The organism is Lonsdalea populi, from assembly GCF_015999465.1.
GTDB lineage: Bacteria > Pseudomonadota > Gammaproteobacteria > Enterobacterales > Enterobacteriaceae > Lonsdalea > Lonsdalea populi.
In genome coordinates this window covers 36,987-63,937 of record NZ_CP065534.1, presented here as the reverse complement: position 1 = coordinate 63,937, position 26,951 = coordinate 36,987, and the positions used below count along the sequence as shown (strand labels likewise).

21 protein-coding genes are annotated in these 26,951 nt (G+C 55.0%); 9 read left to right on the top strand and 12 right to left on the bottom strand.

Annotated elements, in window-relative coordinates:
• Positions 1-305: 305 nt before the first annotated feature.
• Positions 306-1,061, bottom strand: coding sequence for a 4'-phosphopantetheinyl transferase family protein (locus tag I6N93_RS00275; protein ID WP_232100093.1), 756 nt, complete (start codon positions 1,059-1,061; stop codon positions 306-308).
• A gap of 485 nt (positions 1,062-1,546) precedes the next feature.
• Between I6N93_RS00275 and I6N93_RS00270 the strand changes: the two genes are divergently transcribed.
• Positions 1,547-2,104 carry a helix-turn-helix transcriptional regulator gene (locus I6N93_RS00270; RefSeq protein ID WP_085687568.1) on the top strand — a complete coding sequence of 186 codons (558 nt, stop codon included), beginning with the start codon at positions 1,547-1,549 and terminating at the stop codon, positions 2,102-2,104.
• Between the two features lie 353 nt (positions 2,105-2,457).
• Here the strand turns inward: I6N93_RS00270 and argG are convergent, their stop codons facing one another.
• From argG to exaC, 4 genes are all read right to left on the bottom strand, one after another.
• Positions 2,458-3,810, bottom strand: coding sequence for an argininosuccinate synthase (argG, locus tag I6N93_RS00265; protein WP_085687570.1), 1,353 nt, complete (start codon positions 3,808-3,810; stop codon positions 2,458-2,460).
• A 403-nt stretch (positions 3,811-4,213) separates the two neighbouring features.
• Positions 4,214-4,351: a hypothetical protein gene (locus tag I6N93_RS00260; protein WP_158088396.1), complete on the bottom strand. Its 138-nt coding sequence runs from the start codon at positions 4,349-4,351 to the stop codon at positions 4,214-4,216.
• A gap of 278 nt (positions 4,352-4,629) precedes the next feature.
• Entirely contained in the window at positions 4,630-5,619 is a 990-nt protein-coding gene (locus I6N93_RS00255; RefSeq protein WP_085687572.1) for an acyltransferase, read from the bottom strand.
• A 148-nt stretch (positions 5,620-5,767) separates the two neighbouring features.
• The gene (gene exaC, locus I6N93_RS00250) at positions 5,768-7,312 is read right to left on the bottom strand and encodes an acetaldehyde dehydrogenase ExaC (RefSeq protein WP_085687574.1); all 1,545 of its coding nucleotides are present in this window, start codon (positions 7,310-7,312) and stop codon (positions 5,768-5,770) included.
• Positions 7,313-7,693: 381 nt separating this feature from the next.
• On the opposite strand from exaC, the gene fdhD reads away from it, so the two are divergent.
• The 3 genes from fdhD to I6N93_RS00235 all read left to right on the top strand — a co-directional run bounded on the left by fdhD (position 7,694) and on the right by I6N93_RS00235 (position 11,491).
• Positions 7,694-8,479: a formate dehydrogenase accessory sulfurtransferase FdhD gene (gene fdhD, locus I6N93_RS00245; RefSeq protein ID WP_232100175.1), complete on the top strand. Its 786-nt coding sequence runs from the start codon at positions 7,694-7,696 to the stop codon at positions 8,477-8,479.
• 211 nt (positions 8,480-8,690) lie between these two features.
• A complete protein-coding gene (gene sodA, locus I6N93_RS00240) occupies positions 8,691-9,317 on the top strand; it encodes a superoxide dismutase [Mn] (RefSeq protein WP_085687578.1) in 627 nt (208 codons plus the stop codon).
• A 281-nt stretch (positions 9,318-9,598) separates the two neighbouring features.
• Positions 9,599-11,491 (top strand): methyl-accepting chemotaxis protein, encoded by a 1,893-nt coding sequence (locus I6N93_RS00235; protein ID WP_085687580.1) that lies wholly within the window; start codon positions 9,599-9,601, stop codon positions 11,489-11,491.
• Between the two features lie 76 nt (positions 11,492-11,567).
• Here the strand turns inward: I6N93_RS00235 and I6N93_RS00230 are convergent, their stop codons facing one another.
• The 4 genes from I6N93_RS00230 to I6N93_RS00215 form a co-directional block, all read right to left on the bottom strand.
• Positions 11,568-12,278, bottom strand: a complete 711-nt coding sequence (locus I6N93_RS00230) for a DUF3053 domain-containing protein (RefSeq protein ID WP_085687581.1) — start codon at positions 12,276-12,278, stop codon at positions 11,568-11,570.
• Positions 12,279-12,505: 227 nt separating this feature from the next.
• Entirely contained in the window at positions 12,506-14,575 is a 2,070-nt protein-coding gene (gene glyS, locus I6N93_RS00225) for a glycine--tRNA ligase subunit beta (protein ID WP_085687583.1), read from the bottom strand.
• Between the two features lie 6 nt (positions 14,576-14,581).
• Positions 14,582-15,496 carry a glycine--tRNA ligase subunit alpha gene (gene glyQ / locus I6N93_RS00220; RefSeq protein ID WP_085687584.1) on the bottom strand — a complete coding sequence of 305 codons (915 nt, stop codon included), beginning with the start codon at positions 15,494-15,496 and terminating at the stop codon, positions 14,582-14,584.
• A 265-nt stretch (positions 15,497-15,761) separates the two neighbouring features.
• On the bottom strand, positions 15,762-16,568 hold the full coding sequence (locus tag I6N93_RS00215) for a sulfite exporter TauE/SafE family protein (protein ID WP_085687670.1): 807 nt from the start codon (positions 16,566-16,568) through the stop codon (positions 15,762-15,764).
• Between the two features lie 491 nt (positions 16,569-17,059).
• Between I6N93_RS00215 and I6N93_RS00210 the strand changes: the two genes are divergently transcribed.
• The 3 genes from I6N93_RS00210 to I6N93_RS00200 all read left to right on the top strand — a co-directional run bounded on the left by I6N93_RS00210 (position 17,060) and on the right by I6N93_RS00200 (position 20,494).
• Positions 17,060-17,620 (top strand): DNA-3-methyladenine glycosylase I, encoded by a 561-nt coding sequence (locus tag I6N93_RS00210; protein ID WP_085687585.1) that lies wholly within the window; start codon positions 17,060-17,062, stop codon positions 17,618-17,620.
• A gap of 456 nt (positions 17,621-18,076) precedes the next feature.
• Positions 18,077-19,354, top strand: coding sequence for a nucleoside permease (locus I6N93_RS00205; protein WP_085687587.1), 1,278 nt, complete (start codon positions 18,077-18,079; stop codon positions 19,352-19,354).
• A 105-nt stretch (positions 19,355-19,459) separates the two neighbouring features.
• Complete coding sequence (locus tag I6N93_RS00200) at positions 19,460-20,494, top strand: ADP-ribosylglycohydrolase family protein (protein WP_085687590.1); 1,035 nt, start codon at positions 19,460-19,462, stop codon at positions 20,492-20,494.
• 81 nt (positions 20,495-20,575) lie between these two features.
• Here the strand turns inward: I6N93_RS00200 and I6N93_RS00195 are convergent, their stop codons facing one another.
• Entirely contained in the window at positions 20,576-21,319 is a 744-nt protein-coding gene (locus I6N93_RS00195; RefSeq protein ID WP_085687592.1) for a GntR family transcriptional regulator, read from the bottom strand.
• Between the two features lie 319 nt (positions 21,320-21,638).
• Between I6N93_RS00195 and ghrB the strand changes: the two genes are divergently transcribed.
• Positions 21,639-22,604, top strand: coding sequence for a glyoxylate/hydroxypyruvate reductase GhrB (gene ghrB / locus I6N93_RS00190; protein ID WP_085687594.1), 966 nt, complete (start codon positions 21,639-21,641; stop codon positions 22,602-22,604).
• Positions 22,605-22,674: 70 nt separating this feature from the next.
• Here ghrB and I6N93_RS00185 read toward each other — a convergent pair whose 3' ends face one another.
• Positions 22,675-23,883: an aldose 1-epimerase family protein gene (locus tag I6N93_RS00185; RefSeq protein ID WP_085687596.1), complete on the bottom strand. Its 1,209-nt coding sequence runs from the start codon at positions 23,881-23,883 to the stop codon at positions 22,675-22,677.
• 391 nt (positions 23,884-24,274) lie between these two features.
• Between I6N93_RS00185 and I6N93_RS00180 the strand changes: the two genes are divergently transcribed.
• Positions 24,275-25,531 carry a valine--pyruvate transaminase gene (locus I6N93_RS00180; RefSeq protein ID WP_085687597.1) on the top strand — a complete coding sequence of 419 codons (1,257 nt, stop codon included), beginning with the start codon at positions 24,275-24,277 and terminating at the stop codon, positions 25,529-25,531.
• A 131-nt stretch (positions 25,532-25,662) separates the two neighbouring features.
• Here I6N93_RS00180 and I6N93_RS00175 read toward each other — a convergent pair whose 3' ends face one another.
• The gene (locus tag I6N93_RS00175) at positions 25,663-26,946 is read right to left on the bottom strand and encodes a Zn-dependent hydrolase (RefSeq protein WP_085687599.1); all 1,284 of its coding nucleotides are present in this window, start codon (positions 26,944-26,946) and stop codon (positions 25,663-25,665) included.
• Between the last annotated feature and the right edge of the window lie 5 nt (positions 26,947-26,951).

The following is a 26,951-nucleotide window of genomic DNA, read 5'->3' as shown; positions in this document are numbered from 1 at the left end:
TCTCATGCTCCAGCAGGATGACGAGAGATGGAGATCGGAATGGAAACGCTTTCTTTCTGTGCTGAAGCTCTGCGTGTATACCCCTCGTGGTGGACTGCGCGGCGACGCCGGAGAAACCCATGGATGCGACGCCCTTTACGGATCGGGATATCGGCAAAGGGTGCCTTCTTCTCTTTCTCGTCAGTGACGGGAAACATACGCCATTATCACCACAATCACTTTGCAGAAACGTCTGCACGAGCATGCGCCGGGGGTAATTCCCTGGAGACCGCGAACCCACGCCGTCCTGAAAGTATAGGCCGGCATTACCCCAGCCACTCCATTAATGCGTCCGGTTCCGTGAGGGTGGTATACCGCCAGCTCAACGCGGTCTCATTGGACGACAACATGCAGCAGCTGAGCGCCATGCTTGCTTCCTCAAACCAGACTTCCTCCATCTGCGCGCCTGCGGGATGAGAGCCATCCCGCACCTGAATCCGCCCGTCTTCCTGCGTCAGACAGCTGAACGAGTCCAACGGCTTGCTCAGGCCAAGTCCTAACGCCTTCAGATAGGCTTCTTTACGCGTCCATATCCGAATGAAGGCCTGTACATACATCTCTTCATCACAAAACTGATCCAGCCAACTTGCTTCATCAGGATGGAAAAAACGTTTCGCCACGCCGCGTTTATGCTCGACACGCCCTCGATTTCCCTCAACGTCGACCCCTACGGCGTCGCCCTGAGCGATGGCAAAAGCAAAAGCGGCCTGAGTGTGGGACAGGTTGAAATGAAACTGTGGATATTGGGGCAGGAACGGTTTGCCGAAGGGAGTGCGAACGAATGTCAGCTCATGCGGCAACGCGCGACACAGCGGCGCCAGCAGGCACCGAAGAATGCCCTCGGCCAGTTTGCTGGCGGTGAGCGTATCATGCGGCGCCATCCGGCAGGCCAAACGCGCTTTGGCAGAAATTTCCGGTCGATCCAACGTCTGCCGGTGGACCAAAATACACTGCGGGTTCGCCAGTTTTCGTACACTATGCTCAGCGCTACCACAGATATCCATCCTGTTTTCCTGGCTCATGTCCGCTCCCCCATCCGATTTATCGCGTTTTCCCTATCCACCTTATTCACTTTGTCATCCTTGTTGGTCACGACGTCTGAAAGCGATCGGGTCGAAATAACGAACGTCCGATGTAAACGTATACGTAGCAACGCCTCATCGCCATGCATTTCTGACCGGTCGGCGTGGATATTTTTGCGGCATTACGTTTAAAGAGGAGTTTTAACACGATCCTGTCATTTATATCCCGCTCGTGCTGAGAACGCTGACCATTTTCGAGACGAACAGTCCCAATAACGAAATGTCGCCATCCCAAAAATGGAATACTGAATGGAAAAACCGTTACGTTTCTCGCTGAAAAAGGCCATTCCAAATATGGCACACAATTTGCGTGAGTATCCCTGTCAATGACAGCAATGACAATAATTAACAACCCAATACCAACGCCGTTTTCAGCATTTTTATTAACCGCTCCAGGCACGGTAAATACATTTTTGGATGACACCATGAATCGACATAATGCCTACCCCCACACCTTGGATAATGAAAGCTTCAACCACAATCTTATTCAGGACATGTATCGTCGTCACCCGAACTTAAAAAAGACTTTGGAAAATAACAATAAAGCAACCAGTCTGGTAGGGATCATCGACTATATTATTGAGAATATCAGCGATAGCATCACGCTGGAACAACTCGAAGCCGTGAGTGGCAAATCAAAGTTCGATATCTGCCGCTTGTTTAATCAAGTCTATAATATTACGCCCATGCGATGGATCTGGCGCGTTCGCGTCACCCTGGCGAGAGAGATTATTCATATCTCGCCCAACTGGTCTCTGACCGATATTTGTTATGCTTGTGGTTTCTCTTCGTTGCCTCATTTTTCCCGCTGCTTTACGAAAACGTATAATATTCCGCCGCTGAAATATCGGAAAACCGTCTCGTCCGATCGCGAGCCGCCCCGTTTTATTAGCAATATGAGCTTCGATATTATTTTCGGAAAACAGCGCCACCTGTTTTCTCGTCATGTATTGCTGGATAACATCCACAATCTGTCTAATTAATGAACTTGTTCGAAGAACACACAAAAAAGTCCCTCACGGGATTTTTTTATTTTATTGACGAGGGAAGCATCGCAGTGAGTCAGGTTCGCAATCATGTGTGCCGCACCATTTAACGAGGGCACTGCGATTCCCCTGCGTTTGACACAGCCCCTAATATTTACAAATACTTTGCCAATAAACGGAGGTCGTTTTTATCCCTGATTGCCGCCCCCTCGCCACATCGTTCAGCGCGGAAATCAGATGGCACGGAGCATCAGCGGGAATGAAAACCGGCGGGCAGCGGCGACCACTAGCGACAAAAAGGGCATACCTAGGTATGCCCTTTTTCAATGCATCAGACGGAAGCTCGACGATTATTTTTTGGTTTTGTCCTGCAGAAGTTCACCGCTTTCCACCTGCGGCACACCGGCGCTGCCCGCAATCAGCAGGCCGCTTTCCATATAACTGAACAATTTTTCACGCGTGTCGGTGATATCCAAATTACGCATGGTCAGCTGACCGATACGGTCGTCCGGCGAGAAGACAGAGTCGCCTTTCTCCATAGTCAGACGCTCAGCCTTGTAGGTCAGATTGTCGGACACGGTGTTCAGGTAGGAGAAATCATTGCCGCGACGCAGTTCAACGGTGACTTCACCGGTGATTTCACGGGCGACCCAACGCTGCAGCGCATCGCGCAGCATCAATGCCTGCGGATCGAACCAACGTCCCTGATACAGCAGGCGGCCCAACTGACGGCCATGAGCATGATACTGCTCGATGGTGTCTTCGTTGTGGATGCCAGTGACCAGACGCTCGTAGGCGAGGTGCAATAGCGCCATCCCCGGCGCTTCATAGATGCCTCGGCTTTTCGCTTCGATGATACGGTTCTCAATCTGGTCGCTCATGCCCAGGCCATGACGGCCGCCGATACGGTTGGCTTCCAACATCAGCTCGACGTCGTCTGCAAAGATTTTTCCATTCAGCGCGACCGGATGCCCTTGTTCAAAGCGGATGGTGACCTCTTCCGCAGGGACTTTGACATTTTCGTCCCAGAACTTGACGCCCATAATGGGATTGACGATTTTCAGGCTGGAGTTCAGGAACTCCAGATCTTTAGCTTCATGCGTCGCGCCCAGCATGTTGGAGTCAGTGGAATACGCCTTTTCAGCCGACATTTTGTAGCTGAAGCCCGCCTCGGCCATAAACTCGGACATCTCCTGACGGCCGCCCAATTCATTGATGAAGTCGGTATCGAGCCAGGGTTTGTAGATTTGCAGTTCCGCGTTGGTCAGCAGGCCGTAACGGTAAAAACGCTCGATGTCATTGCCTTTATAGGTACTGCCATCCCCCCAGATATTCACGCCGTCTTCTTTCATCGCCGCCACCAGCATGGTGCCGGTCACTGCGCGGCCCAGCGGGGTGGTGTTGAAGTAGGTCATACCGGCGGTAGTGTTATGAAAGGCACCACACTGAATCGCGGCGATGCCTTCTGCGACCAGCTGCTTACGGCAATCAATCAGGCGCGCATTTTCCGCGCCGTATTCCTTGGCGTGACGAGGAATCGCGTCGTAGTCCTCTTCGTCCGGCTGACCCAGGTTCGCGGTGTAAGCATAAGGCACCGCGCCTTTTTTACGCATCCACAGCAAGGCGGCGCTGGTGTCCAGCCCTCCGGAGAAAGCGATGCCGATACGTTGACCAACCGGAAGATGCTTCAAAATCGTCGTCATAACAATTAATCCCTGCTCGAGTTAGATGGCATTGAGTGTAACCACTCCAACGCCGAATTACGTAGGTTACATCGCACTATATTGGACAAAATGCAGAAGAAGATCGCGGCGATTCACACGGTCGACGGCATTTTACTCGCGTACTCCACAATGAATATTTATGCAGAATATATGATTTATAATTTAAACATCTTTTCAGCCGGACAGGAAGAGACTCGTTAGGATTTCAGCAAAAAATTCATTCCAGGCGTGGCGTCACGTCCCACGGCGAAGCAGCGCCGGTTTATCGCTGGTTCGAATTTAACCCTATCCTGTCCGGATTTAGCCTTCTCCCGCGTTGACGTTGGGCGCATGACAGCCACTATCCTGAATAAGGAGATTAACCATGCCGCACACTGCACGGTTAGTAATTGATGTACAACGTTTTTTCTTGCATTGATCTTTCTGGCAGGAAGACGATCTCCCCCCATTTCAGGCAGCGCTGCTGCGCCTGATCGATGGCTGTAAACGGCAGGGCGTCGCGTTGGAGGATGTGTTTCACGCGGCGAAAGAGGACCCTTTCCCGTTGGAGTCAGACTTCGTCACGCGGCAGAGTTTTCCCCATCATCAGCCGGATAAACAGATCTACAAACACGTTCACAACGCCCTGACCGTCTCAGGACCGCATGAATAGTCGCAGCGGGAAGGTATTCACCATCTGATCATCTGCGGCCTGAGCGCCGAACAGGGCACCAGGCAGGGAATCGGCGTGGAAAAAGCGGCGTTGCTGCCCGGCTTCTCCTCGGCGCGTCAACTGCGTCGGGCTCAGTCGCGTCAGCCCTAACTCACCAGACGACGCCGGTCAAAGCGCTGTAGCATCAGAGAAAACAGCAGGCCGACCGCCAGCGCCATCGCAAAGACGTAAAAAATATCCGCCACCGGAGAGCTTTCGAGCGTCAGTTGATGCGTGCGCAAATAGTGGATCACCAGCGCGTGAACGCCGTAAATCGCCAGCGAATGACGCGCTATCAGCGCCAGCCCCGGTAAAGGCGCCGCGAGGTAGTATTTTCCACTGACCAACAGACCGGTAGCGGCCAAGAACACCAGCGGCCCGCAGTAGAGATAGTAGGTCTGATCAAAGTCGCCGTTAACAAGCGTCAGATGGCGAGTCCCCAGCGTCACCAGCAAAGACCCTAAAACGAAGACGCCGAGCGCCGATCGCGCCGTCCAGCGGGGGATCGTCATCATCCCGATCATCCTGCCGGTAATAGCGTACAGCAGGTAATAGATGGTGTCGCCGAACATAGACAGGTTCACCGGCAGCATCTGATGCTGACCGTTCATCAGCGCGGGCATATTGGGATTGGCGACCACCGCCAGCAGTACGATCGCCGCCGCCAGCGCATAACCCGACGCCTGACGCACTTTAATCAGCGGAGAAAACAGGTAAATAATGGTGATGGCATAGAAAAACCACAGGTGATAGAACACGGGTTTTTGCAGACTGTTCCTCAGCGCCAGCCACGGATTAATGGGGGTCAACCACGCCATATAACCCAGCGCCAACAGGCTGTAGAACAGAATGCAGCAGCCGATGCGCAGATAGTGTTTACCCTGCGCCTGCCGCTCGCCGAAGAACAGGTAGCCCGAAATCATGAAAAACAGCGGCACGCAGACGCGAGAGGCGGAATCCAGCAAATTGGCGACCTCCCAATAGACCTTTCCCGGCGCGCCGCCGCCGGTGACATACCCTGCGGCACTGTGGACCATCACCACCATCAGGCACGCTATCGCCCGCAGGTTGTCCACCCAGCCGATCCTGTCGGTCATCCGCGCCTCGCCCTATTTTGATTCAATAATAAACAGCTTATAGGGTGCCCCGCGGCAACTCAATGCGATTGCTCGCCCAAATATCCAGCTGATAAACATCAGGGCCGCCGAGGCAGCCCTGTTTATTTAACGTCTCACCCTGTGATGCCTAGAATAGCCCCATCGGTTTGTCCGAGTAGCTGACCAGCAGGCATTTGGTCTGCTGATAGTGTTCCAGCATCATTTTGTGGTTTTCCCGCCCGATACCGGACTGTTTGTAACCGCCGAACGCGGCATGCGCCGGATAGGCATGGTAGCAGTTGGTCCACACGCGTCCGGCCTGAATGCCGCGCCCCATGCGGTAAGTGATGTTCGCATTACGGCTCCATACGCCCGCGCCCAGACCATAGGGGGAGTCGTTGGCGATCTCCAATGCGTCGTCCAGCGTTTTGAACGTCGTCACCGCCAGCACAGGCCCGAAGATCTCCTCCTGGAATACCCGCATGTTGTTGCTGCCTTGCAAAATCGTCGGTTCCAGATAGTAGCCCTCGGTCAGATCGCCGTTCAGCGACTTGCGCCGCCCGCCGGTCAGCACCTGTGCGCCCTCTTTCTTACCGATATCGATATAGTTGAGGATGGTGTCCAGCTGTCCCGACGACACCTGTGCGCCCATCATGGTATGGGCGTCCAGCGGGTTGCCGACGCGAATGGATTCCACCCGCTTGATGGCGCGCTCCATAAAGCGCTCATAAATAGACTCCTGCACCAGCGCCCGGCTCGGGCAGGTACAGACTTCGCCCTGATTGAAGGCGAACAGAGAGAACCCTTCCAGCACTTTGTCGAAGAAGCTGTCCTCTTTGTCCATGACGTCGGCAAAGAAGATATTGGGGGATTTTCCGCCCAGCTCCAACGTCACCGGAATGACGTTCTTTGCTGCATAGCCCATGATCTGCTGGCCAACTTCGGTCGAGCCGGTGAAGGCGACCTTGGCGATCCGCGGCGACGTCGCCAGATATTCGCCGATCTGCCCGCCTGCGCCGTTAACCACGTTGATCACGCCCGGCGGCAGCAAATCCTGAATCATCTCCATCAGCAACAGGACGGAGAGCGGGGTCAGCTTCGCGGGCTTCAGTACGATGCAGTTGCCCGCCGCCAGCGCCGGCGCCATTTTCCAGCACGCCATCAGCAGCGGAAAGTTCCACGGAATAATCTGCCCGACGACGCCGAGCGGCTCGTGGAAATGGTAGGCCACGGTGTCGTGGTCGATTTCGCTGATCGCGCCTTCCTGCGCCCGGATACAGGCGGCGAAATAGCGAAAGTGATCGATGCCAAGCGGAACGTCGGCATGGCGAGTTTCGCGGATCGGTTTGCCGTTATCCCAGGTTTCGGCATTCGCCAGCAGATCGATATTCTGCTCCATACGATCGGCAATGCGGTTAAGGATCTGCGCGCGCTCGGCCGCCGATAGCGCGGCCCAGCCGGCTTTGGCTTCGTGCGCAGCATCCAGCGCCAAATCCACGTCGCGGGTATTCGAGCTGGCGACTTCACACAGCGGCTGGCCGGTGACGGGCGTCAGATTGACATAATATTCGCCGCTGGAAGGCGCAACCCAGGCGCCGCCGATAAAGTTTTCGTAACGTTTTTTCAGGCTGACATCGAAGCCGTAGGCTCCGGGAGAAACACGGCTTGAGCTAGAGGAAGTGTTATAGGTCATTTCTGTCTCCTTTGTATGCTGATGCTGCGGACTGGGCATGGTATTCGCAGTAACACCGCCAGGCCACCTGATGCAGAACGGTGTGCTTACCCAAACAGAAAATCGTTGGACTCATCCTAGATGATGTTAATCAATTGTGATAGATACGGCCGGTCTGAAAAGGACAGGAATTCGATTCAGCGCTCATTTTTAGGCAACGAATGGAACCTAATTCGAAACAGTGCGTCCGAAGCCGCCGAACGTCTTCGTCATCCCGCGGAGGGAGATAACATTCGCGTCCCGCCGGGCTCGGTGAAATACTGATGTCACCGCTTCACATAACGACCGCAGGAAGTACCGGTGAAAAACAACCCTTCTCAGCGCGAAAATACGCAGGCTCCATTGACCGGAGCCAGTCAGCACACCATCTGGCATCAGTCTGCATTGGCGGAACCCCGCCGCGACTGGCTGGCGGAAGAGATGCCGGTCGCCTTGGTCTACAACGGCATTTCACATGTGGTGATGATGGCCTCCCCCAAAGATTTGGATGCGTTCGCACTGGGTTTTTCATTGTCGGAAGGCATTATTCGATCGCCGAACGATATCTACGGCATCGATGTCGTGCCTACCTGTCACGGTATCGAAGTGCGGATTGAGCTTTCCAGCCGTCGCTTCGCCGGGCTGAAAGCCAGACGCCGCGCAATGGAAGGCCGCACCGGCTGCGGCGTGTGCGGCGTCGAGCAGTTGGAGGAGATCGGCAAGCCAATAGAGCCGCTCCCCTTCACTCAAACGTTTTCACTGTCGCGGCTTGAGTCCGCACTAACCCAGTTGCGCGATGTTCAGGTCGTCGGAGAGCGGACCGGCTGTACCCATGCCGCCGCCTGGATTTCGCCGGAAGGTTTGCTGTTGGGAGGGTGCGAGGATGTAGGCCGACACATCGCGCTGGATAAACTGCTGGGTAGGCGCGCCCGTCAGCCCTGGCAGCAGGGCGCGGCGCTGGTATCCAGCCGCGCCAGCTATGAGATGGTGCAAAAATCCGTTCTCTGCGGCGTAGAAATTCTCTTCGCCGTCTCCGCAGCCACCGCGCTGGCGGTCGACGTTGCGCAACGCAGCCAGCTCACATTGGTGGGTTTTTGCCGTCCGGGACGTGCGACGATCTACACCCATCCCCGGCGTCTGCGCGACTAGCCGCTTAGACCGATTGGTTGTTAGGCCTACCCATTATCTTATAAGTGACTGTAGGAAAAGGAATAAAGTTGCCACACATCGGCAGAAAGCCAAGAATAACCATTTTCAATATCATTTAATTAACTATAATGAACCTCATGCTTACGCGGGACTAACAAATCAAGTGCCGCTTCATTTATATCAATGCACGCCCACTATGGAGATGCAAAATATGAGTTACACACTGCCATCCCTGCCCTATGCCTATGACGCACTGGAACCGCATTTCGACAAGCAAACGATGGAAATCCATCACAGCAAACATCACCAGACTTACGTCAACAACAGCAACGCCGCGTTAGAATCTCTGCCAGAATTCGCGAAACTGTCTCCGGAAGAGCTGATCACTAAACTGGATCAGGTTCCGGCTGACAAGAAAACCGCGCTGCGTAACAACGTGGGCGGCCATGTCAACCACAGCCTGTTCTGGAAAGGCCTGAAGCTGGACACGACGCTGACCGGCGATCTGAAAGCCGCCATCGAACGTGATTTCGGCAGCGTTGACGCCTTTAAAGAAACCTTTGAGAAAGCCGCGGCAACCCGCTTCGGTTCCGGCTGGGCCTGGCTGGTGCTGAAAGACGACGGCAAACTGGCGGTCGTCTCAACGGCTAACCAGGACAGCCCGCTGATGGGTGAAGCGATTTCCGGCGCATCCGGCTACCCGATCATCGCTCTGGACGTGTGGGAACACGCCTACTACCTCAAATTCCAGAATCGTCGCCCGGACTACATCAAAGCGTTCTGGAGTGTCGTCAACTGGGACGAAGCTGCAAAACGCTTTGCCGAAGCAAAAAAATAATTTGCCAAATAGGTAGCCTGCCCCGCTAAATGCGAGCTCCCCCTCCAACCCGGAATAACCTTACTTATTCCGGGTTTTTTATTTCCGCTTTACATTCTTTTATGACGAAGTAAACAGTAAAGCTTTACTTTACCATGCCGATAATTTTCTCGAGCGCTCTTTGATTATTTTCCGCCACCTTGTACAGGGTGGCGGAGATTTTCTTCTGGCTGCAACAAATGACAGTCAACACATTAGGGATCTCCCTTAATGACTGAGTTCATTAATAATGGAAGAGTAAAATGGCGATTAAATTTGAAAATATAAAGGTAGGCAGGAAGTTAGGATTAGGATTCTCTCTAATTTTAGCGCTGACCCTTCTTATAGCCGCAGTTGGGATGATGTACATCGTCACGCTGAAAGATCGCTTCGATAAAGCGACTTTCAGTGCCCAAATCAACGATGAAGTCAACCAAGCCCGCTATTATCGCGTTCTATACAGTGCGGGATACAACCCCGATGCCATCACAAACAACAGCAAACATATTAACAATATTGTCAATTTAGTCGGCGAAGCAAAAAATAAGTCTTGGTATTTAGATTACGAAGACCGTTTGGGAAAAATATCTGAAGCCATAGTGGAATATCAGAAAAAGCAAAAAGATTATGTGGATGCTGTGAGTAAAAAGGATCAGATAAGACAAAGCTGGAATATTTCTGAAACACAAACGGTGTTAAATGCATTTGAGCAACAGGCTAAAAATGAAGGTAATTTCCCTTTACAACTTCAATTAGCCGATCTGGATCTGAAACTCACCAACATCCGCTATCAGGGCCGCGGCCTGCTGCTATCCCTTAATCAGGATGCGGAAAAGACGCTCATTGCCGCAGTCGAAGACACCGAACAGATGCTGGACCAGTTGATCCAATCGCTGCCCGCAGACCGTCAAACACAGCTGGCGTCGATCGTCACATCACTATCTAGCTATAAATCTCTGGTGCAAGCCTACCTTCCGGCTTACCAGGAAGAGCTGAAACAGGTCGATCTGCTCGGCGTGCAGGCCAATACCTTGATTTCACAGATCACCGGCATGGTGGAGAACGAAACCCGCGAGACACAGAAAGATATCAACGAAGCCACGCTGTGGTTGTCCCTGACGACGCTGGTCACGCTGCTGCTGGGTATCGTCGCCGCCCTGTTTATCTCTCGCCAAATTACCCAGCCTCTGAACCAGACCGTCGATATCGCCGAAAACATTGCTGCCGGCGACCTCACCATGCCGATTGTCAGCACCCGCCGCGACGAACTGGGGATGTTGCTCAACGCCATGGCGAAGATGAAAGCCAATCTGCACAACATCATTGACGATATCCGTCTGGGCGTCAGCCAGATCAATACCGCTGCCCGCGAAATTGTGGCGGGCAATGACGATTTGTCTTCCCGCACGGAGTCTCAGGCTGCCGCCGTGGAAGAAACCGCCGCCAGCATGGAGCAGTTAACTTCAACCGTGAAACAGAACGCCAGCAACGCCCATCACGCCAACAAACTGGTGCTGGACGCCACCCAGACCGCGCAGTCCGGCGGAAAACTGGTGGAAGAGGTGGTCAAAACCATGTCTGAAATCGAAGGCAGCTCGAAACGCATTGCTGAAATCACTTCCGTGATCAACGGCATTGCTTTCCAGACCAACATTCTGGCGCTCAACGCCGCGGTCGAAGCCGCTCGCGCCGGTGAACAAGGCAGAGGATTCGCCGTGGTCGCCGGTGAAGTGCGTAATCTGGCGCAACGCAGTTCTCAGGCGGCGAAAGAGATTGAAGGGCTGATCTCCACCTCCGTAAATCAGGTTGGCCACGGGGCGAGACTGGTGAACGATGCAGGGAAAACCATGCACGATATCGTGACGTCGGTAACGCACATCCATGACATCATGGGGGAAATTACGGTGGCTTCTGATGAGCAAAGCCGGGGGATCGCACAGGTTAATGAAGCCATCGTGGATATGGACAGCACCACACAGCAGAATGCCGCGCTCGTCCAGGAGTCCACCGCCGCCGCCAGCTCGCTGGAAGAACAGGCGATTGTGTTGTCCAACGCCATTGCCGTATTCCGCCTGTCCAGTTCACGGGAGCGGGAGAACAACGGGCAGCAGGCGCTTAGCGGCGGTCACGCAGAGCAGTTGACCTACAACCCGTAACATCTCGCTCCGACAATACCGGAAGCGCGTGTCTCTCTGACGGGCTGAGATAACTCTCTCAGCCCGTCATTCACTTTTAACGCACTGCAATTAGCGGTTGTGCCTTCAACATCGTCGTAAGATTCTGCTGCTGCGAAGAAAGCTGCGTCATCATGCCGTTGTACTGATCGACCTGCGCCGGCGTCTGGAACTGCACGCCATTGCCGTTAAACATCACCTGAGCGCCCTGCGTCTGCAGATAGTCGCCGACCTGCACCAGCGTCTGCGCAAAGGAGATACTGACCGGCACCACCGCAGCGACGGCCGTCGCTGGCTTCGTCACCACTCGCTCATACACGCGGTTATACACCGCTTGTACATCTTCCGGCTGTTTCAGCGCGTGTCGGGCATTGTCCGCCTGCACTTTCGCGGTCTGAGTCTGCTGACTGAGCAGATTTAAAGCGCCGATGCTTTGACGCAGATTTTCCCGCTCTGTCAGATAATCCTGCGGCACACGAATGCGTGCGACCTGCTCCAGCATCGGCGTTAAACTGCCCGCCAGCGCCTGATCCAACTGCTGACTAAAGCCCGTCAGAATCGCGTAATCCTGCGCATAACGACCGAAACTCTGCTTTTGCTGGTCCGTCAGACCCGGTAGCTGACGCCCCGGTTCCTGTTCCACACCCTGCAAAAACGCGTTGAATGCCTGACGCTGCTCCTTGTCTTTATCACCACAGGCCGCCAGTTGCAGCGTCATCAAAACCATAATCACCGGCATCAGCCAGCGCGAACGGATATCCGCCAACATGTCTACTACTCCTGTTTTTTGTTTCGCCGTCTTGCTCATAGAAGGTTACCCTGATAAGCATAGCCGAACGACTTTCTCGCAAGATGAAAAACAGCGCGCATAATCTCGCTGTTCTCCCCGTAGAGGCTGCGGTGAGATACCGCAACGCAGCCATGCCACATTCCACTGCACCCACCTAAAAAAACAGGGCCACTAAGGCCCTGTCGTGATTCAGCGAGCGCGAATCCTTACTGCAATACCGAAATATCAGCCACTTTCAGGAACAGATTACGCAGTTCGTTGAGCAGCGTCAGACGGTTGATCCGCACGTCCTGCTCTTGCGCGTTCACCATCACTTTGTCGAAGAAGCTATCCACAGGCTCACGCAGCTGCGCCAGCTCAACCAGCGCTTCCTGATAACGTCCTTCGGCGAACCACGGTTCCAGTTTGCTGTTCAATGCGGTCACGTAGGTCGCCAGCTGAATCTCTTCTTTTTCCTTCAACAGCGAGGCCTGCACGCTGTGATTCAGGCTTTCCGTCGACTTCGCCAGAATGTTGGATACCCGTTTGTTGGCCGCCGCCAGCGCAACCGCCTGTTCCAGCGTTCGGAAATGACTGACGGCTTTCACGCGGGCATCAAAGTCGGCCGGACGGGTCGGACGACGCGCCAGCACCGCCTGAATGGTATCGACGCTGTGGCCTTCTTCCTGATACCAGGCGCGGAAGCGGCCCAACATGAATTCAATCACGTCGTCAACCACATTGGCGTTAGTCAGCTTGTCGCCATACAAGCGCACGGCTTCTTCCGCCAGCGTTTGCAGATCCAGCGGCAGCTGTTTCTCTACGATAATGCGCAGAGCGCCCAGCGCGGCGCGGCGCAGCGCGAACGGGTCTTTATCACCCTTTGGATGTTGACCGATGCCGAAGATCCCGGCCAGCGTATCCATTTTGTCGGCGATGGCCAGCGCACAGGCGACCGGAGATGAAGGCAGATCGTCACCCGCAAATCGCGGCTGATACTGTTCGTTCAACGCGACCGCGACATCTTCGTCTTCACCGTCATGGCGCGCATAGTGCATACCCATGACTCCCTGGGTATCGGTGAATTCGAATACCATGTTGGTCATCAGATCGCATTTGGACAGCAGGCCCGCGCGCGTCGCATGATTGACGTCTGCGCCAATCTGCTCTGCTACCCATCCGGCCAGTGCCTGAATACGGTCGGTTTTATCGCGCAAAGAACCCAGTTGCTGCTGGAACAGCACGGTTTCCAGACGCGGAAGATGGTCTTCAAGACGTTTTTTACGGTCGGTGTTGAAGAAGAATTCGGCATCCGCCAGACGCGGACGCACCACTTTTTCGTTACCCGCAATAATCTGCTGCGGATCTTTCGACTCGATATTGGCCACAAAGATGAAGTGCGGCAGCAGCTTGCCCGCGTCGTCGTAAACCGGGAAATATTTCTGGTCGCCTTTCATGGTATACACCAGCGCTTCCGCAGGCACAGCCAGGAATTTTTCTTCGAACGTCGCCGTCAGCACCACCGGCCATTCGACCAGAGACGCCACTTCTTCCAGCAGGCTTTCGCTCAGGTCGGCTTTTCCGCCAATCTTCTGCGCGGCCTGTTCTGCATCGCGTTTGATCATCGCTTTACGCGCTTCGTAGTCTGCAACCACTTTGCCGCGTTCGAGCAAAATTTCAGGATATTGATCGGCATTATCTATGGTGAATTCGGCTTCGCCCATGAAGCGGTGGCCGCGCAGCGTGCGAGCAGATTCGATGCCCAGCACGGTGCCGGGGATCAGCTCGTCACCCAGCAGCATGGTCACGGTATGAACCGGACGAACAAACTGCACATCTGAGTTGCCCCAGCGCATCAGTTTCGGGATCGGCAGTTTGCTGAGCGCCACGCTCACCATGCCCGGCAGCAGAGTTTGCGCCGCCTGGCCTTTGACCTGCGCACGGAACAGCAGCCATTCGCCCTTGTCGGTGGTCAGGCGTTCGGCCTGATCGACGGTGATGCCGCAACCGCGCGCCCATCCTTCGGCTGCCTTGGTCGGCTGACCGCTGGCGTCGAACGCCTGCGAGATGGCCGGGCCGCGTTTTTCAACTTCACGATCCGGTTGAGAGGCGCTCAGCGCCGTCACCTTGAGCGCCAGACGACGCGGCGCGGCGAACCAGTTCACCGCCTGGTAGGTCAAGCCTGCCGCATCCAGTTCCGCGCTGAAATTGGCGGCAAAAGATTGCGCGAGCTGACGGAGAGCCTTCGGCGGCAGCTCTTCCGTGCCGATTTCCACCAAAAAAGTTTTATCAGTCATGGCCTGTTAGCTCTCTTTTCTATTACACATCGGGAAGCCCAGCGCCTCGCGGGAGGCGTAGTAGGCTTCGGCTACCGCTTTGGTCAGCGTGCGAATGCGCAAAATGTAACGCTGACGTTCGGTAACGGAAATCGCCTTGCGCGCGTCCAGCAGGTTGAAGCTGTGGGCGGCCTTCAGAATACGTTCGTAGGCAGGCAGCGGCAGTGGGTTTTCCAGCGCCAGCAGTTCCTGAGCCTCTTTTTCATACTGCGCGAAGCAGGTAAAGAGGAAATCGACGTCGGCATGTTCGAAATTGTAGGTCGACTGCTCCACTTCATTCTGATGGAACACGTCGCCGTAAGTGGTTTTGCCGAGAGGGCCATCGCTCCACACCAGATCGTAAACGCTGTCCACGCCCTGGATATACATCGCCAGACGCTCCAGCCCGTAGGTGATCTCACCCGTAACCGGTTTGCATTCCAGACCGCCCACCTGCTGGAAGTAAGTGAACTGCGTCACTTCCATGCCGTTCAGCCACACTTCCCAACCCAGACCCCAAGCGCCCAGCGTCGGGTTTTCCCAGTTATCTTCGACGAAGCGAATATCGTGGATCGTAGGATCCAGACCCAGCGCTTTCAGCGAACCAAGATACAGCTCCTGAATATTGTCCGGCGAAGGTTTGATGATCACCTGGAACTGATAGTAGTGCTGCAGACGGTTGGGGTTTTCGCCGTAGCGCCCATCGGTAGGACGACGTGACGGCTGGACATAGGCGGCGGCGATCGGCTCTGGGCCAAGCGCCCGCAGGCAGGTCATGGGATGAGAGGTTCCCGCGCCAACTTCCATGTCCAACGGTTGAACAATGGTACAGCCCTGGCGCGCCCAATAATCCTGTAACGTCAGGATCAGGCCCTGGAAGGTCTTGGTATCAAACTTTTGCATTTAGATTCGCACGCGATACAAGTGGATTTACAATGAGTGCGCCAGTATACCCTCTGAGTGCAAGATATACAGCCGGAATGCGGCAACAAGTTCATATCCGGACGAATTCACTACGCGGGGCGGGGCGCGGTTTCCCAGCCCGAAAGCGACGGCAATGCAGGCCGAAACCCATCGTATTCGATCAAGGTTGCGGGAAGGATTTGCGGCATCCGCCGCCGTCGTTTTCTTCCGCCAATCAATGCGAAATGGGCCGGTAAACGGAAGGTTAACCGAAAAACACCGTTTGCAGCATTTTCAGGCTCAACAGCAGCAGCAGCGCCGCGAAAATTTTCCTCAGCGTGGCGACCGGCAGACGATGCGCCAATCGCGCGCCGACCGGGGCGGTGAAAAAACTCACCAGCGAGATCATCAGCACCGCGGGCAGCGACACGTAGCCCAGACTATACTGCGGCAATCTGGGGGCGTCCCAGCCGTTGACCATATAACCCAACGCACCCGCCAGCGCTATCGGCAATCCTACCGCCGCCGACGTACCAATCGCCTGCTGAATACGCACGTTGCACCAGGTCAGAAACGGCACAGTCAGCGAACCGCCGCCAATTGCCACCAACGCCGAAATACCGCCGATGCCAAGCCCAGCCAGTGACGTTCCTAACGCGCCAGGCAGTTGACGATTCGGCTGTGGCTTGAAGTTCATCACCATCTGAAACGCGATATAGGCCATAAAGCAGGAAAAGAAGATCGCCAGCGCCTGAGTCGGCAACAACGCGGCCAGCCAGGTAGCGCTGAAGGTTCCCACCAGAATCCCCGGCGTAATACGCCAAACGACCGGCCACAACACCGCCTGATGCTGATGATGCGTGCGCAGGCTGGAAACCGCAGTAATCACGATAGATGCCATCGACGTTCCCAAAGCCAGATGGACCAGATGCTCGGTTTGTACGCCCTGCGCGGCAAATAGGGCGGTGAGTATCGGCACCATAATGCCGCCGCCGCCAATACCTAATAATCCCGCCATAAATCCCACGGCTGCACCCAGCGCAAGATAAGCAATAATCCACTCAAAACCCATCCCTTCACCCCTGATATAAAATATATTCCAACCAGCAACTCTAATTTTTTCAATAACGTGTGACAGACCCAGACGCATTGCCGTTTTCATCAAGGGCCTCATGCTCACGCTGGCTACATCATTGCCTTCAAACTACCGACGGATGCTTGCACGCTTAAGATTCAACCTGGCGCAAACAGCCGACAAAGCCCGAGAAGGTCTTTAGCGCAGTCAACCCGCCCTGTCGGCAGACCTTGCAGATGCATCATTCATTTACGCTCAAATATTGAATTTCGCCATCAAAAATCCATTCATATAGTCATCATCGGTAAACTTTAACGCGGTTTCTCCGTCTATTTTGCGACCGCCCTCCACAAAGCATGGTTGCCCATACAGTATTCAACGTGTGAAGATACGGCGGATCACGATGCAGACTGTGCGGCAAATAGAAGTCCATCATAGTGGTCCAGGGGCAAATGAACCCGTGGCGAAAATTAACCGAGGAGCTATCCATGAATCGTTGCGGTTGGGTGACGGCCGACCCGTTATATTTGGCCTATCATGACGAAGAATGGGGCAAACCCTGTACCGATAGCGACAAGCTATTCGAAATGCTCTGTCTGGAAGGACAGCAGGCGGGGCTTTCCTGGATTACCGTGCTGAGGAAGCGCGAACGCTATCGCCACTGCTTTCACCAGTTCGATCCAATCAAGATTGCGGCCATGACCGAAGACGAGATCGCCCAACTTATGCAAGATCGCGGCATTATCCGCAACCGTCTTAAAATCGAGGCGATCGTGGCCAACGCCCGGGCGCGTTTAAATATGGAAGCGCAAGGCGAGAATTTTTCTGATTTCATCTGGTCATTTGTTGACCATCGCCCTGTGACACACTCCTACGCGACGCTGGCCGAGGTGCCGGCCCAGACGGACACCTCGGAAAGCCTGTCGAAGGCGCTCAAAAAGCGCGGCTTCAAATTCGTCGGCCCGACGATTTGTTACGCTTTTATGCAGGCGGTGGGATTGGTCAACGACCATACGACTGACTGTATTTGCCACCCGAAAAAGCGTTAACCCGCTCAGTGCGGGCAACGTCGGAGACAGCAGCGGTAAAGCCAAACGAAGGAGCAGGTCAGTCCAATAAGGGCGAAATCGCTCTCTTTTGCTGTCATACTGCCGTGATAATATGAGTCTGTAGGGAAGAATTGCCTCTCGCATTTCACCGTTTAGCTTATCGCGCTGACGCGGCGATTTATCCGCTATCCGCCACGATATGTGATATCGCCGCTATCGCCGGGTGTGGCAACGGGAAGATGTACAGATGAGGGTAAGTCCCTTACTCTCCCTGCATATCAAAAAGTGCTGTAGGAATCATTTCGGAAATGTCATTTTAGTTCAATGCTGAGCGTTGTTCTGCACAGTTATAACAATACTGTTCTCAACAAAAACAGTCACGGGACACACCCTAGAACTGCTTTAGTGCTAGCTGGTGTAAGGGTCTTTATGTTAACGACAATAAGGGAATATTGTATGAATAAAACCATGGTTAAGCTCTCCTTTATGATGATGATGGAATGGTTCATCTGGGGCGCCTGGTTCGTCACACTCTGGCCATTTCTGAACGATAACGGCTTCACCCCCACCCAGATTGCCTGGTGCTACTCCTGCACCGCCATCGCGGCCATCATCTCTCCCATCGTGGTGGGATCGCTGACTGACCGCTTCTTCCCGGCGCAGTATGTGCTGGCGCTGCTGATGCTGGTCGGCGCGGGACTGATGTACCTTGCAGCGAATCAAACCAGTTTCACCCTCTTCTTTCCGCTGTTGCTGCTCTACTGTCTGACCTACATGCCGACCATCGCGCTCACCAACAGCATCGCGTTCTCCAACATCCCGGATGTCGAGCGTGACTATCCGCGGATACGGGTCATGGGAACCCTGGGCTGGATTGCCGCTGGCATCGCCTGTGGATTTCTGCCCTCCCTGCTCGGCTATGGCGATATCGCCACAACCAAAATACCGCTGCTGATTGCCGCCGCCAGTTCCGCTGGACTCGGCCTGTTCGCCCTGTGCCTGCCGCACACCCCGCCGAAAGGCCACGGTAAACTCAGCCTTTCCGTCATGTTGGGATTAGATGCGCGAGTATTGCTGAAAGATCGCAGCTTTCTGATCTTCTTCGTTTGCTCATTCTTGTTCAGCATGCCGCTATCGTTTTATTACATCTTCGCCAACGGCTATCTCACCGAGATCGGTATGTCGAACGCCACCGGCTGGATGACGCTGGGACAGTTTTCAGAAATCTTTTTCATGCTGGCGCTGCCTTTCTTCATCAAGCGCTTCGGCATCAAATACGTGCTGATTCTCGGCCTAGCAACCGCGCTGCTTCGCTACCTGCTTTTTATTTTTGGCGGCACCGAACAGCTGTTCGCCTACGCTCTGCTGTTTATCGGCATCCTGCTTCACGGCGTCAGTTATGACTTTTACTTTGTCACCGCCTATATCTACGTCGATAAAAAATCCCCGGTTTACATGCGCACGGCGGCGCAAGGGCTCATTACGCTGGGATGTCAGGGAATCGGCAGTCTGCTGGGATACCGACTGGGGGGACATCTGATGGAGAAATGGTTTTCCTACCCCGAACCGGTTCAGGGTCTGACGTTCCACTGGGCTGGAATCTGGGGCTTCGGCAGCGTCATGATTGCCGTCATCTTCATCGCCTTTCTCGCTCTATTCAAAGAACCGGCGCAAGGCGTTAAACCGGTCGAAATCAAGCAACGCAAAAATGGAAGTGGTAATACCATGACATAACCTTGCCGTAAGCTAACATCGAGATATTTTACAGAAGATAGCGTCTTTCCGCGTTGCGGAAGGGCGCTATCCTGTTTTGATCAGGGAAATGCAGGAGGAATGATCATGTCGCAAGAAAAAGAATATCGCATCGCAGGAGCGCTCTACGGCCAGATGCTGGGCGATGCTATGGGAATGCCTTCCGAACTTTGGCCGCGCACGCGCGTCAAGGCGCACTTTGGCTGGATAGACCGTTTTTTGGACGGGCCGCAGGACAATGTCGTCGCTCGCTACTTCAAAGCCGGCGAGTTTACCGACGATACCGCCATGGCACTGGCGCTGGCGGATGCGCTGATTGAATGTCAGGGTGAAGTGGTGCCTGATACTATCGCCGCTCACATTCTCGCCTGGGCTGATCGAGTGGATGCCTATAGCAAAGTCATGCTCGGCCCCAGCGCCAAAATCGCACTGGCGGCGCAGAAAAATGGGGCCGCTATCCGCGATCTGGAAAACAATGGCGTCACCAATGGCGTCACCAATGGCTCAGCGATGCGGATATCACCGTTAGGATGCGTGGTGCCAGTACACTCGCTCGATCGCTTTATTACCGATGTCGAACTCGCTTCCAGCCCGACGCATAAATCCGATGTCGCTATCGCCGGTGCAACCGTCATTGGCTGGGCGGTCTCTCAGGCGGTGGAGGGCGTCTGCTGGGAAAGGCTGCGCGACCAGCTCCCGGCCGTCGCCAGAGCGGCTCAGGAAAGGCGGGTGACGACCTATCACGCGTCCATGGCCGCACGTATTGAATTGGCGTTGGATATTGCCAGCCACTCCGGCGGTACGGAAAGTACGATGGATCGCATTTACCAGCTGTTGGGAACGACCAGCGATATTCTGGACTCCGTTCCATCGGCCATCGCCATGGTGGAACTGGCGGGAACGCAGCCCAATCGTTGTGCCGTGCTGTGCGCCAATCTGGGGGGCGATACCGATACGATAGGCGCGATGGCGACCACGATTTGCGGAGCGCTGCATGGCGTGGAGGCGATCGATCCGCTGTGGCGTCAGCAGCTTGACGATGTCAACCGCTGCGACATTGGCCACTACGCTCGCCAATTACTGGCGCTGCGACTAAAGCGGGAAAAGAGGAAGGACGTTTAACGATCATTCGATAGCGGGACGGTGTCTCACCGACCCGCTATCAACGCTTAGAGACGATAACGCAGATTGTTGGGTTCGAACTTACTGCTCCGATACGAAAACGTATCGGTCGGCACGACAACAATTAATACTAAACTCGATGGGAACGCCTTCCTCATCACACACCTGCTGTTTAAGCACCAGCATCGGCACTGATGCCTTGATATTCATCACAGACATGAAGTGCTCATCCGATGCCTTGGCCGTCACCCAGTTACGTGTATGTTGCGGCGAAATATTTTGAGATTTGAAGTAGGCGTAGAGTGAAACCCCAATCTCTCCCGGATCGCTTATTAACGCGGTAGGGACATAGGATGTCACGATGGAAACGGGTTCATCTTCGATATAACGATGGCGTAGCAGGCAATAAACCGACGTATCCGGCGGTAGCGCCAACTGTTCGGCTACCTCTTCGCTACACGGCACCACCTTTTTCTCCAGCCACATCGTGCCCGGATTTTTTCCTTTCCCCGTCACCTGGCAACTAAAGCTGGCGGCACTGCCGATTTGATATTCCATCTGGAAATTGATGTAGGTGCCGTATCCTCGCGTGCGCACGACCACGTTACGTGATTCCAGTAGTTTCAATGCGTTGCGTACAGTGATACGGGAAATGCCCAGCAGACGGCAAAATTCTCGTTCGCTGGGTAGAAAATTTCCCTCGCGAAGATCGCCATTTTGCACGGCCTGTTGCAAAGCATCACTGAATTTGACATAGAGAGGCGTATGGTCCCTCTGCTGTAAACGGTGCTGCAACCGCTCTACCAGGGCTGAATATGTGTCCATTTCTTCCTCCTGTATCCATGGTGGCTAAAGCGTCATCGACGCTTTCCTTGTTAAATAGTCCTTTGTAACTCAAAAGCATAGCTATCCAGCCAGCTGTGTATTCCTTACTTTTCTCCCACCTCCTAACAAACGTAACGGCCACAAAAGCGGACAAAAGGTCAATCTATTGTAAAACCATGACGCGCGCTGTAACGATGATATGGCACTATTTCTTTTAATTTGATTCACTAATTTGCAGTATTCTTTAGACTCAGTCACCCTTCTGCGGGTTATTTCTCCCATCTTATCGACGATCCCCCGTCATAGCCGGAGCTTAATCATGAAACCTGAAATTATTCTGTACGGCCGCATCCCCGAAGATTTACGCGCTCGCCTGTCGTCTCACTTCACGGTCAATGAATGTCAAAACCTCCCACCGGTTAACGACCCGTCCCTGGCTAGGGCGGAAGGGCTGATCGGGGCCGGTGGACAAATCGATCAAGCGTTTCTTTCCCACCTGCCGCGCCTGCGTGCTGTCTCGACCATTTCTGTCGGGTACGACAATATCGACGTCGCCGCGCTAAATCAAAAAAATGCGCTGCTGATGCACACGCCTACCGTATTGACCAATACCGTGGCGGATACGGTGATGACGCTGATGCTGATGACAGCCCGCCGCGCGCTCGAATCCGCAGAACGCGTCAAAGCCGGAGAGTGGCGGCGCAGTATCGGCAGCGACTGGTTCGGCGTCGATGTTCACCACAAAGCGATAGGCATACTGGGCATGGGCCGCATCGGTATGGCGGTCGCGCAGCGTGCCCACTTTGGTTTCAACATGCCTGTCCGCTATCACGCCCGCCGTCGTCATCCTGAAGCCGAACGGCGCTTCAACGCCCACTATGACGAGTTAGAGACCTTGCTGACCGAGTCGGACTTCCTCTGCATTACGCTGCCGCTAACCCCGGAAACACGCCACCTTATCAATCGCGAACGGCTGGAGAAAATGAAGCCTGGCGCCATCCTGATCAACATCGGACGCGGCCCCGTCGTCGATGAGCTCGCTCTAATCGACGCGCTACGTAACGGCCAACTGCTGGGTGCCGGCTTGGACGTCTTTGAAACCGAACCGCTGCCGGTGGACTCGCCGCTGTTAACGCTGCCCAACGTGGTGGCGCTGCCGCATATCGGCTCCGCCACCCACGAAACCCGTTATGCCATGGCCGCCTGTGCGGTGGATAACTTGATCGCTGCGCTGACCGGCGACGTGAAAGAAAATTGTGTCAACCCGCCTTCGTCACGCTCATGATTTGAACGTCAACATCCCCGGCTGCTTTCGCTGACCGGGGATGTCAGAGGAAATCATGGCTGCAGAAGAATTATTCCACCGCCATCGGCGTCTCCGTTACCATCGTCGACTGGCTCCCCTGAATCTCTTTCACCCGCTGTTCCGTCTTCTGCACCGAATCCGCGTTGCTCAGTAGACTATAAGTCAGTTCAAAGGTCGTGCTTTGCCCTGGTTGCAACTGTTTGACGCGTCCCATTTTACGTTCGACGGTCACCGGATAGGCATAACTGGTGCCGGGTTCGATACCCGTCACGTAGCCCTGCTTTTCGGTATCCGTATTTTTCCACAGGGACAACACGGGCAACTGGCGGGTATCAAACGCAATCGAAACGCCCTTATCGCCCGCCTTGTTCACCAGCGCCGCCAGCGTCTTGCCGTCTTTGTCCGCGTAAGGCGCAACGTTAAATACCATCTCATCGAAGTTTTTAGTCGGGCCCTGATAGGTCTCCCAGTCTTTCAGGCCAGGTTTCGCATAATCATTAAAGGGTGAGATCTCTTTGACCGGCGCGACGAAGCGAGCACCCTGCTCCAAAATCGGCGTCCCGAAGTTGCTGTGATAGATGATTTGGTAATCGCGTGGATAATCCGCCTTGTTGGTCAGCACATCATGAATCGTGAACGACTCGCTGCCGGGAACGTAACGCAGCTCGGTCCACGTCTCCAGATTGGATTTCTTGAAGCTGTTTTCTTTCAGCAGGCCGCGTACTACGATCGTATGCGGCGCTTTGTCGTCGATATCCACCACCACCTTGGAGGCGGGCGTATTGCCTGCGCGGCCGTGCAGGGTATAAAGCATGCCGTCGCTGGTGACCGGGTGGCCGGTCCATTCATAACCGCAGCGCACCATCATTTCGTTGAAGCCTTCGAGCCACCCCAGCCCATTGCGGCTTTCCAGCGTAATCGTATTCGGGTTAACCACCTCATCGACCGGCGAGTCCCACCCAAGGCGGATATTTTTGCCGGTCACATGCAGCAAATCCATGCCGCGCGTCGGGCTCAGCGTAATCTGCAGTCCGTCGGGGCTGGTGATGGTAATGATTTTACTGCCCTCCTGACGCCCGCCGTGCAGCACTTTCTGCTCAATGCTGAAAGCCGAGTCCTTCACCTTCAGCGTCTCACTACCGACCTTCCAGTTGCCCTTTTCGACATTCGCTTCAGCATCAGTCAGCACAAACGTTTGTGCGGAAATCTGCCAGGACACCAACGCCAGGGAAACGCCCAAAGCCAATAACTTTTTCATGCTATGCATCCTCAGTGGCTGAATTGATTTAGCTCTAACCATTGAAGACTACAAATGCCGAACCGGCCAAAATGTGACTACCATCACTGCGTGTATTTATGCTGTTTTTTTGGTGTGGTTTTGCTGAAGGAGTCACAGAATTGTTAAGTGTTTTTGAACTTTTTGCACTAAAAGTGGGAGGTGAAGCCGATCGTTGCTGACGCGGTTTCAGCCTCCAGCATCACTCTCAGGAACGACCACAAAGCTAAATTAAACGCGACGATATTTTATGCTGCCATAAGAAATATCACTGGAACAAACGAAGAAAGCGATATTCATCCCGCGTTGCACCGGGATAACACACGGGGTAAGGTGGCGGCCTCATTCGTGTTTCAGCATTTATTGACAAGCTATGAACTTTTCCGTCTTTGGCAACAAATTCACCCACCGCTCCGGTATTACTCAACTGATGGACGACCTGAACAATGGGCTGCGCACGCCCGGCACCATCATGCTTGGCGGAGGAAACCCCGCGCATATTCCGGTCATAGATGACTATTTTAAATCCCTGTGCGGCGATCTGCTGGAACAGGGCAAACTGACCGATGCGCTGTGCAACTACGACGGCCCACAGGGAAAAGATACACTCCTGAATGCACTGGCCGATCTGCTGCGCGAGACATTGGGGTGGGAGATAGGACCACAGAATATTGTTCTGACAAATGGCAGTCAGAGTGCGTTTTTCCACTTATTTAATCTCTTCGGCGGACGAAAAAGCGACGGTAGCCGCAGCAAGGTGATGTTCCCGCTGGCGCCGGAGTATATCGGCTACGCCGATTCCGGCCTGGACGAAGATATGTTCGTCTCCGTGCGCCCGCAGATAGAGCTGCTGCCGGAAGGCCAGTTCAAATATCACGTCGACTTCGAACAGCTGCATATTACCGACGATATCGGGGCGATCTGCGTATCGCGCCCGACCAACCCGACCGGCAACGTGCTGACCGACGACGAACTGCGTCAGCTGGACGCGATGGCCCGCCAGCATGAAATCCCTCTGATTATCGACAACGCCTACGGCGTCCCGTTTCCCGGCATCATCTTCAGCGACGCCACGCCGCTGTGGAACCAGAATATCATTCTGTGCATGAGCCTCTCCAAGCTGGGCCTGCCCGGCTCCCGCTGCGGTATCGTGATCGCGGCCGAAGAGGTGATCGACGCGATGAGCAATATGAACGGCATCATCAACCTGGCGCCCGGCTCTATCGGCCCCGCCATCGCGCACGAAATGATCCGGCGCGGCGACCTGCTGAGGCTGTCTAACGACGTCGTGCGTCCGTTTTATCAGCAGCGTGTTCAGCACGCCATCGAGATTATTCGCCGTTATCTGCCGGAGGAGCGCTGCCTGATCCACAAGCCGGAAGGGGCGATTTTCCTGTGGCTATGGTTCAAAGATCTCCCCATTACCACCGAGTCGCTGTATCAGCGGTTGAAACAGCGCGGCGTGCTGATGGTCCCCGGCCACTACTTCTTCCCCGGACTGACGCAGGAGTGGCCGCACGCCTACCAGTGTCTGCGCATGAACTATGTGCCGGAGCCGGAGAAGATTGAGCAGGGAATTGCCATTCTGGCGGAAGAGGTGGAACGCGCCATGCAGGAAACGGTGGGATAAGCGCCGGCGCTCATCCGCGGAGCGGCATCCGGTTCGCGGGCGAGTGCGTTTCGCCCCGCACTCCCGGCATTGCCGCGCGGTAACGCCCGGCGCCGTAACGTCGCCGGGGGCCGCCGGTCATCGTCAACGGCTTAACCGCGCCCTACGACGCCCGCCGTTTCCAGCACCGCATGCAATAGCACATTGGCGCCCGCCGTCACCTGTTCGGGCGAAGAATACTCGATTTCGTTGTGGCTGATGCCGTCCTTGCATGGGATGAAAATCATCCCCGTCGGCGCCAGCATACTCATGTAAACCGCGTCGTGGCCCGCGCCGGAGACGATGTCCATGTGCGAATACCCCAGCGCCTGCGCCGCGCGGCGCACCGCCTCTTTACACTCCGGATGGAACGGCGCGGCGGGGTAGTCCGAGACCTGCGTCAGTTGAATATCCAGACCGGTTTCCTGCATCAGGCCGCTGAGATAAGTTTTCAGCGCCTCATCCATCTGGTCCACCGACGCGTCGTCGATATTGCGGAAGTCGATGGAAAACTTCACGCTGCCCGGCACCACGTTACGGCTGTTGGGATGCACCTGCACCATCCCAACCGTACCGCGGCCGTGCGGCGAGAAGCGATCGGCGATGTTGATCACTTCCTGCATGATGCGCGTGGAAACCTGCAGCGCATCTTTGCGCATCGCCATCGGCGTCGGCCCCGCATGAGACTCCATGCCTGTCACCACGCAGTCGTACCAGCGGATGCCCAGCACCGCCTGCACGACGCCGATCTCGATATCTTGATCCTCCAGAATCGGCCCTTGCTCGATATGCGCTTCGAAGTAGGCGCCAATAGGATGATCGCCCGGCGTTTGCGGCCCGACATAGCCGATTTTCTCCAGCTCATCCTTGACCGTCTTTCCGTCCACATCCGTCGCGGCATAGGCGTATTCCAGCGGAAAGACGCCGGCAAACACCCCGGACCCCATCATGACCGGTACGAAACGGGAACCTTCTTCGTTGGTCCAGGACACCACCTCGACCGGGGCTTCGGTTTCAATCTTCTGGTCGTTCAGCGTGCGGATCACCTCCAGCGCGGACAGCACGCCGAAGTTGCCGTCGAACTTACCGCCGGTCGGCTGGGTGTCGATGTGGCTACCGGCCACGATCGGCGGCAGCGCATTGTTGCGCCCGGCACGGCGCATAAACACGTTGCCTATCTTATCCACTTCCACCGACAGCCCGGCGGCCTCGCCCCAGCTCACCAGCCGATCGCGGCCCTGCCGGTCGAGGTCGGTCAGCGTCAGGCGGCATACGCCCCCCTTCGGCGTCGCGCCGATCTGCGCCAGGTCCATCAATGACTGCCACAGGCGTTCGCCGTTTACCCGCACGTCGGCCGTCGTCACGTTGTCCGCTACCGTTAACATGTCATTACTCATCGTCG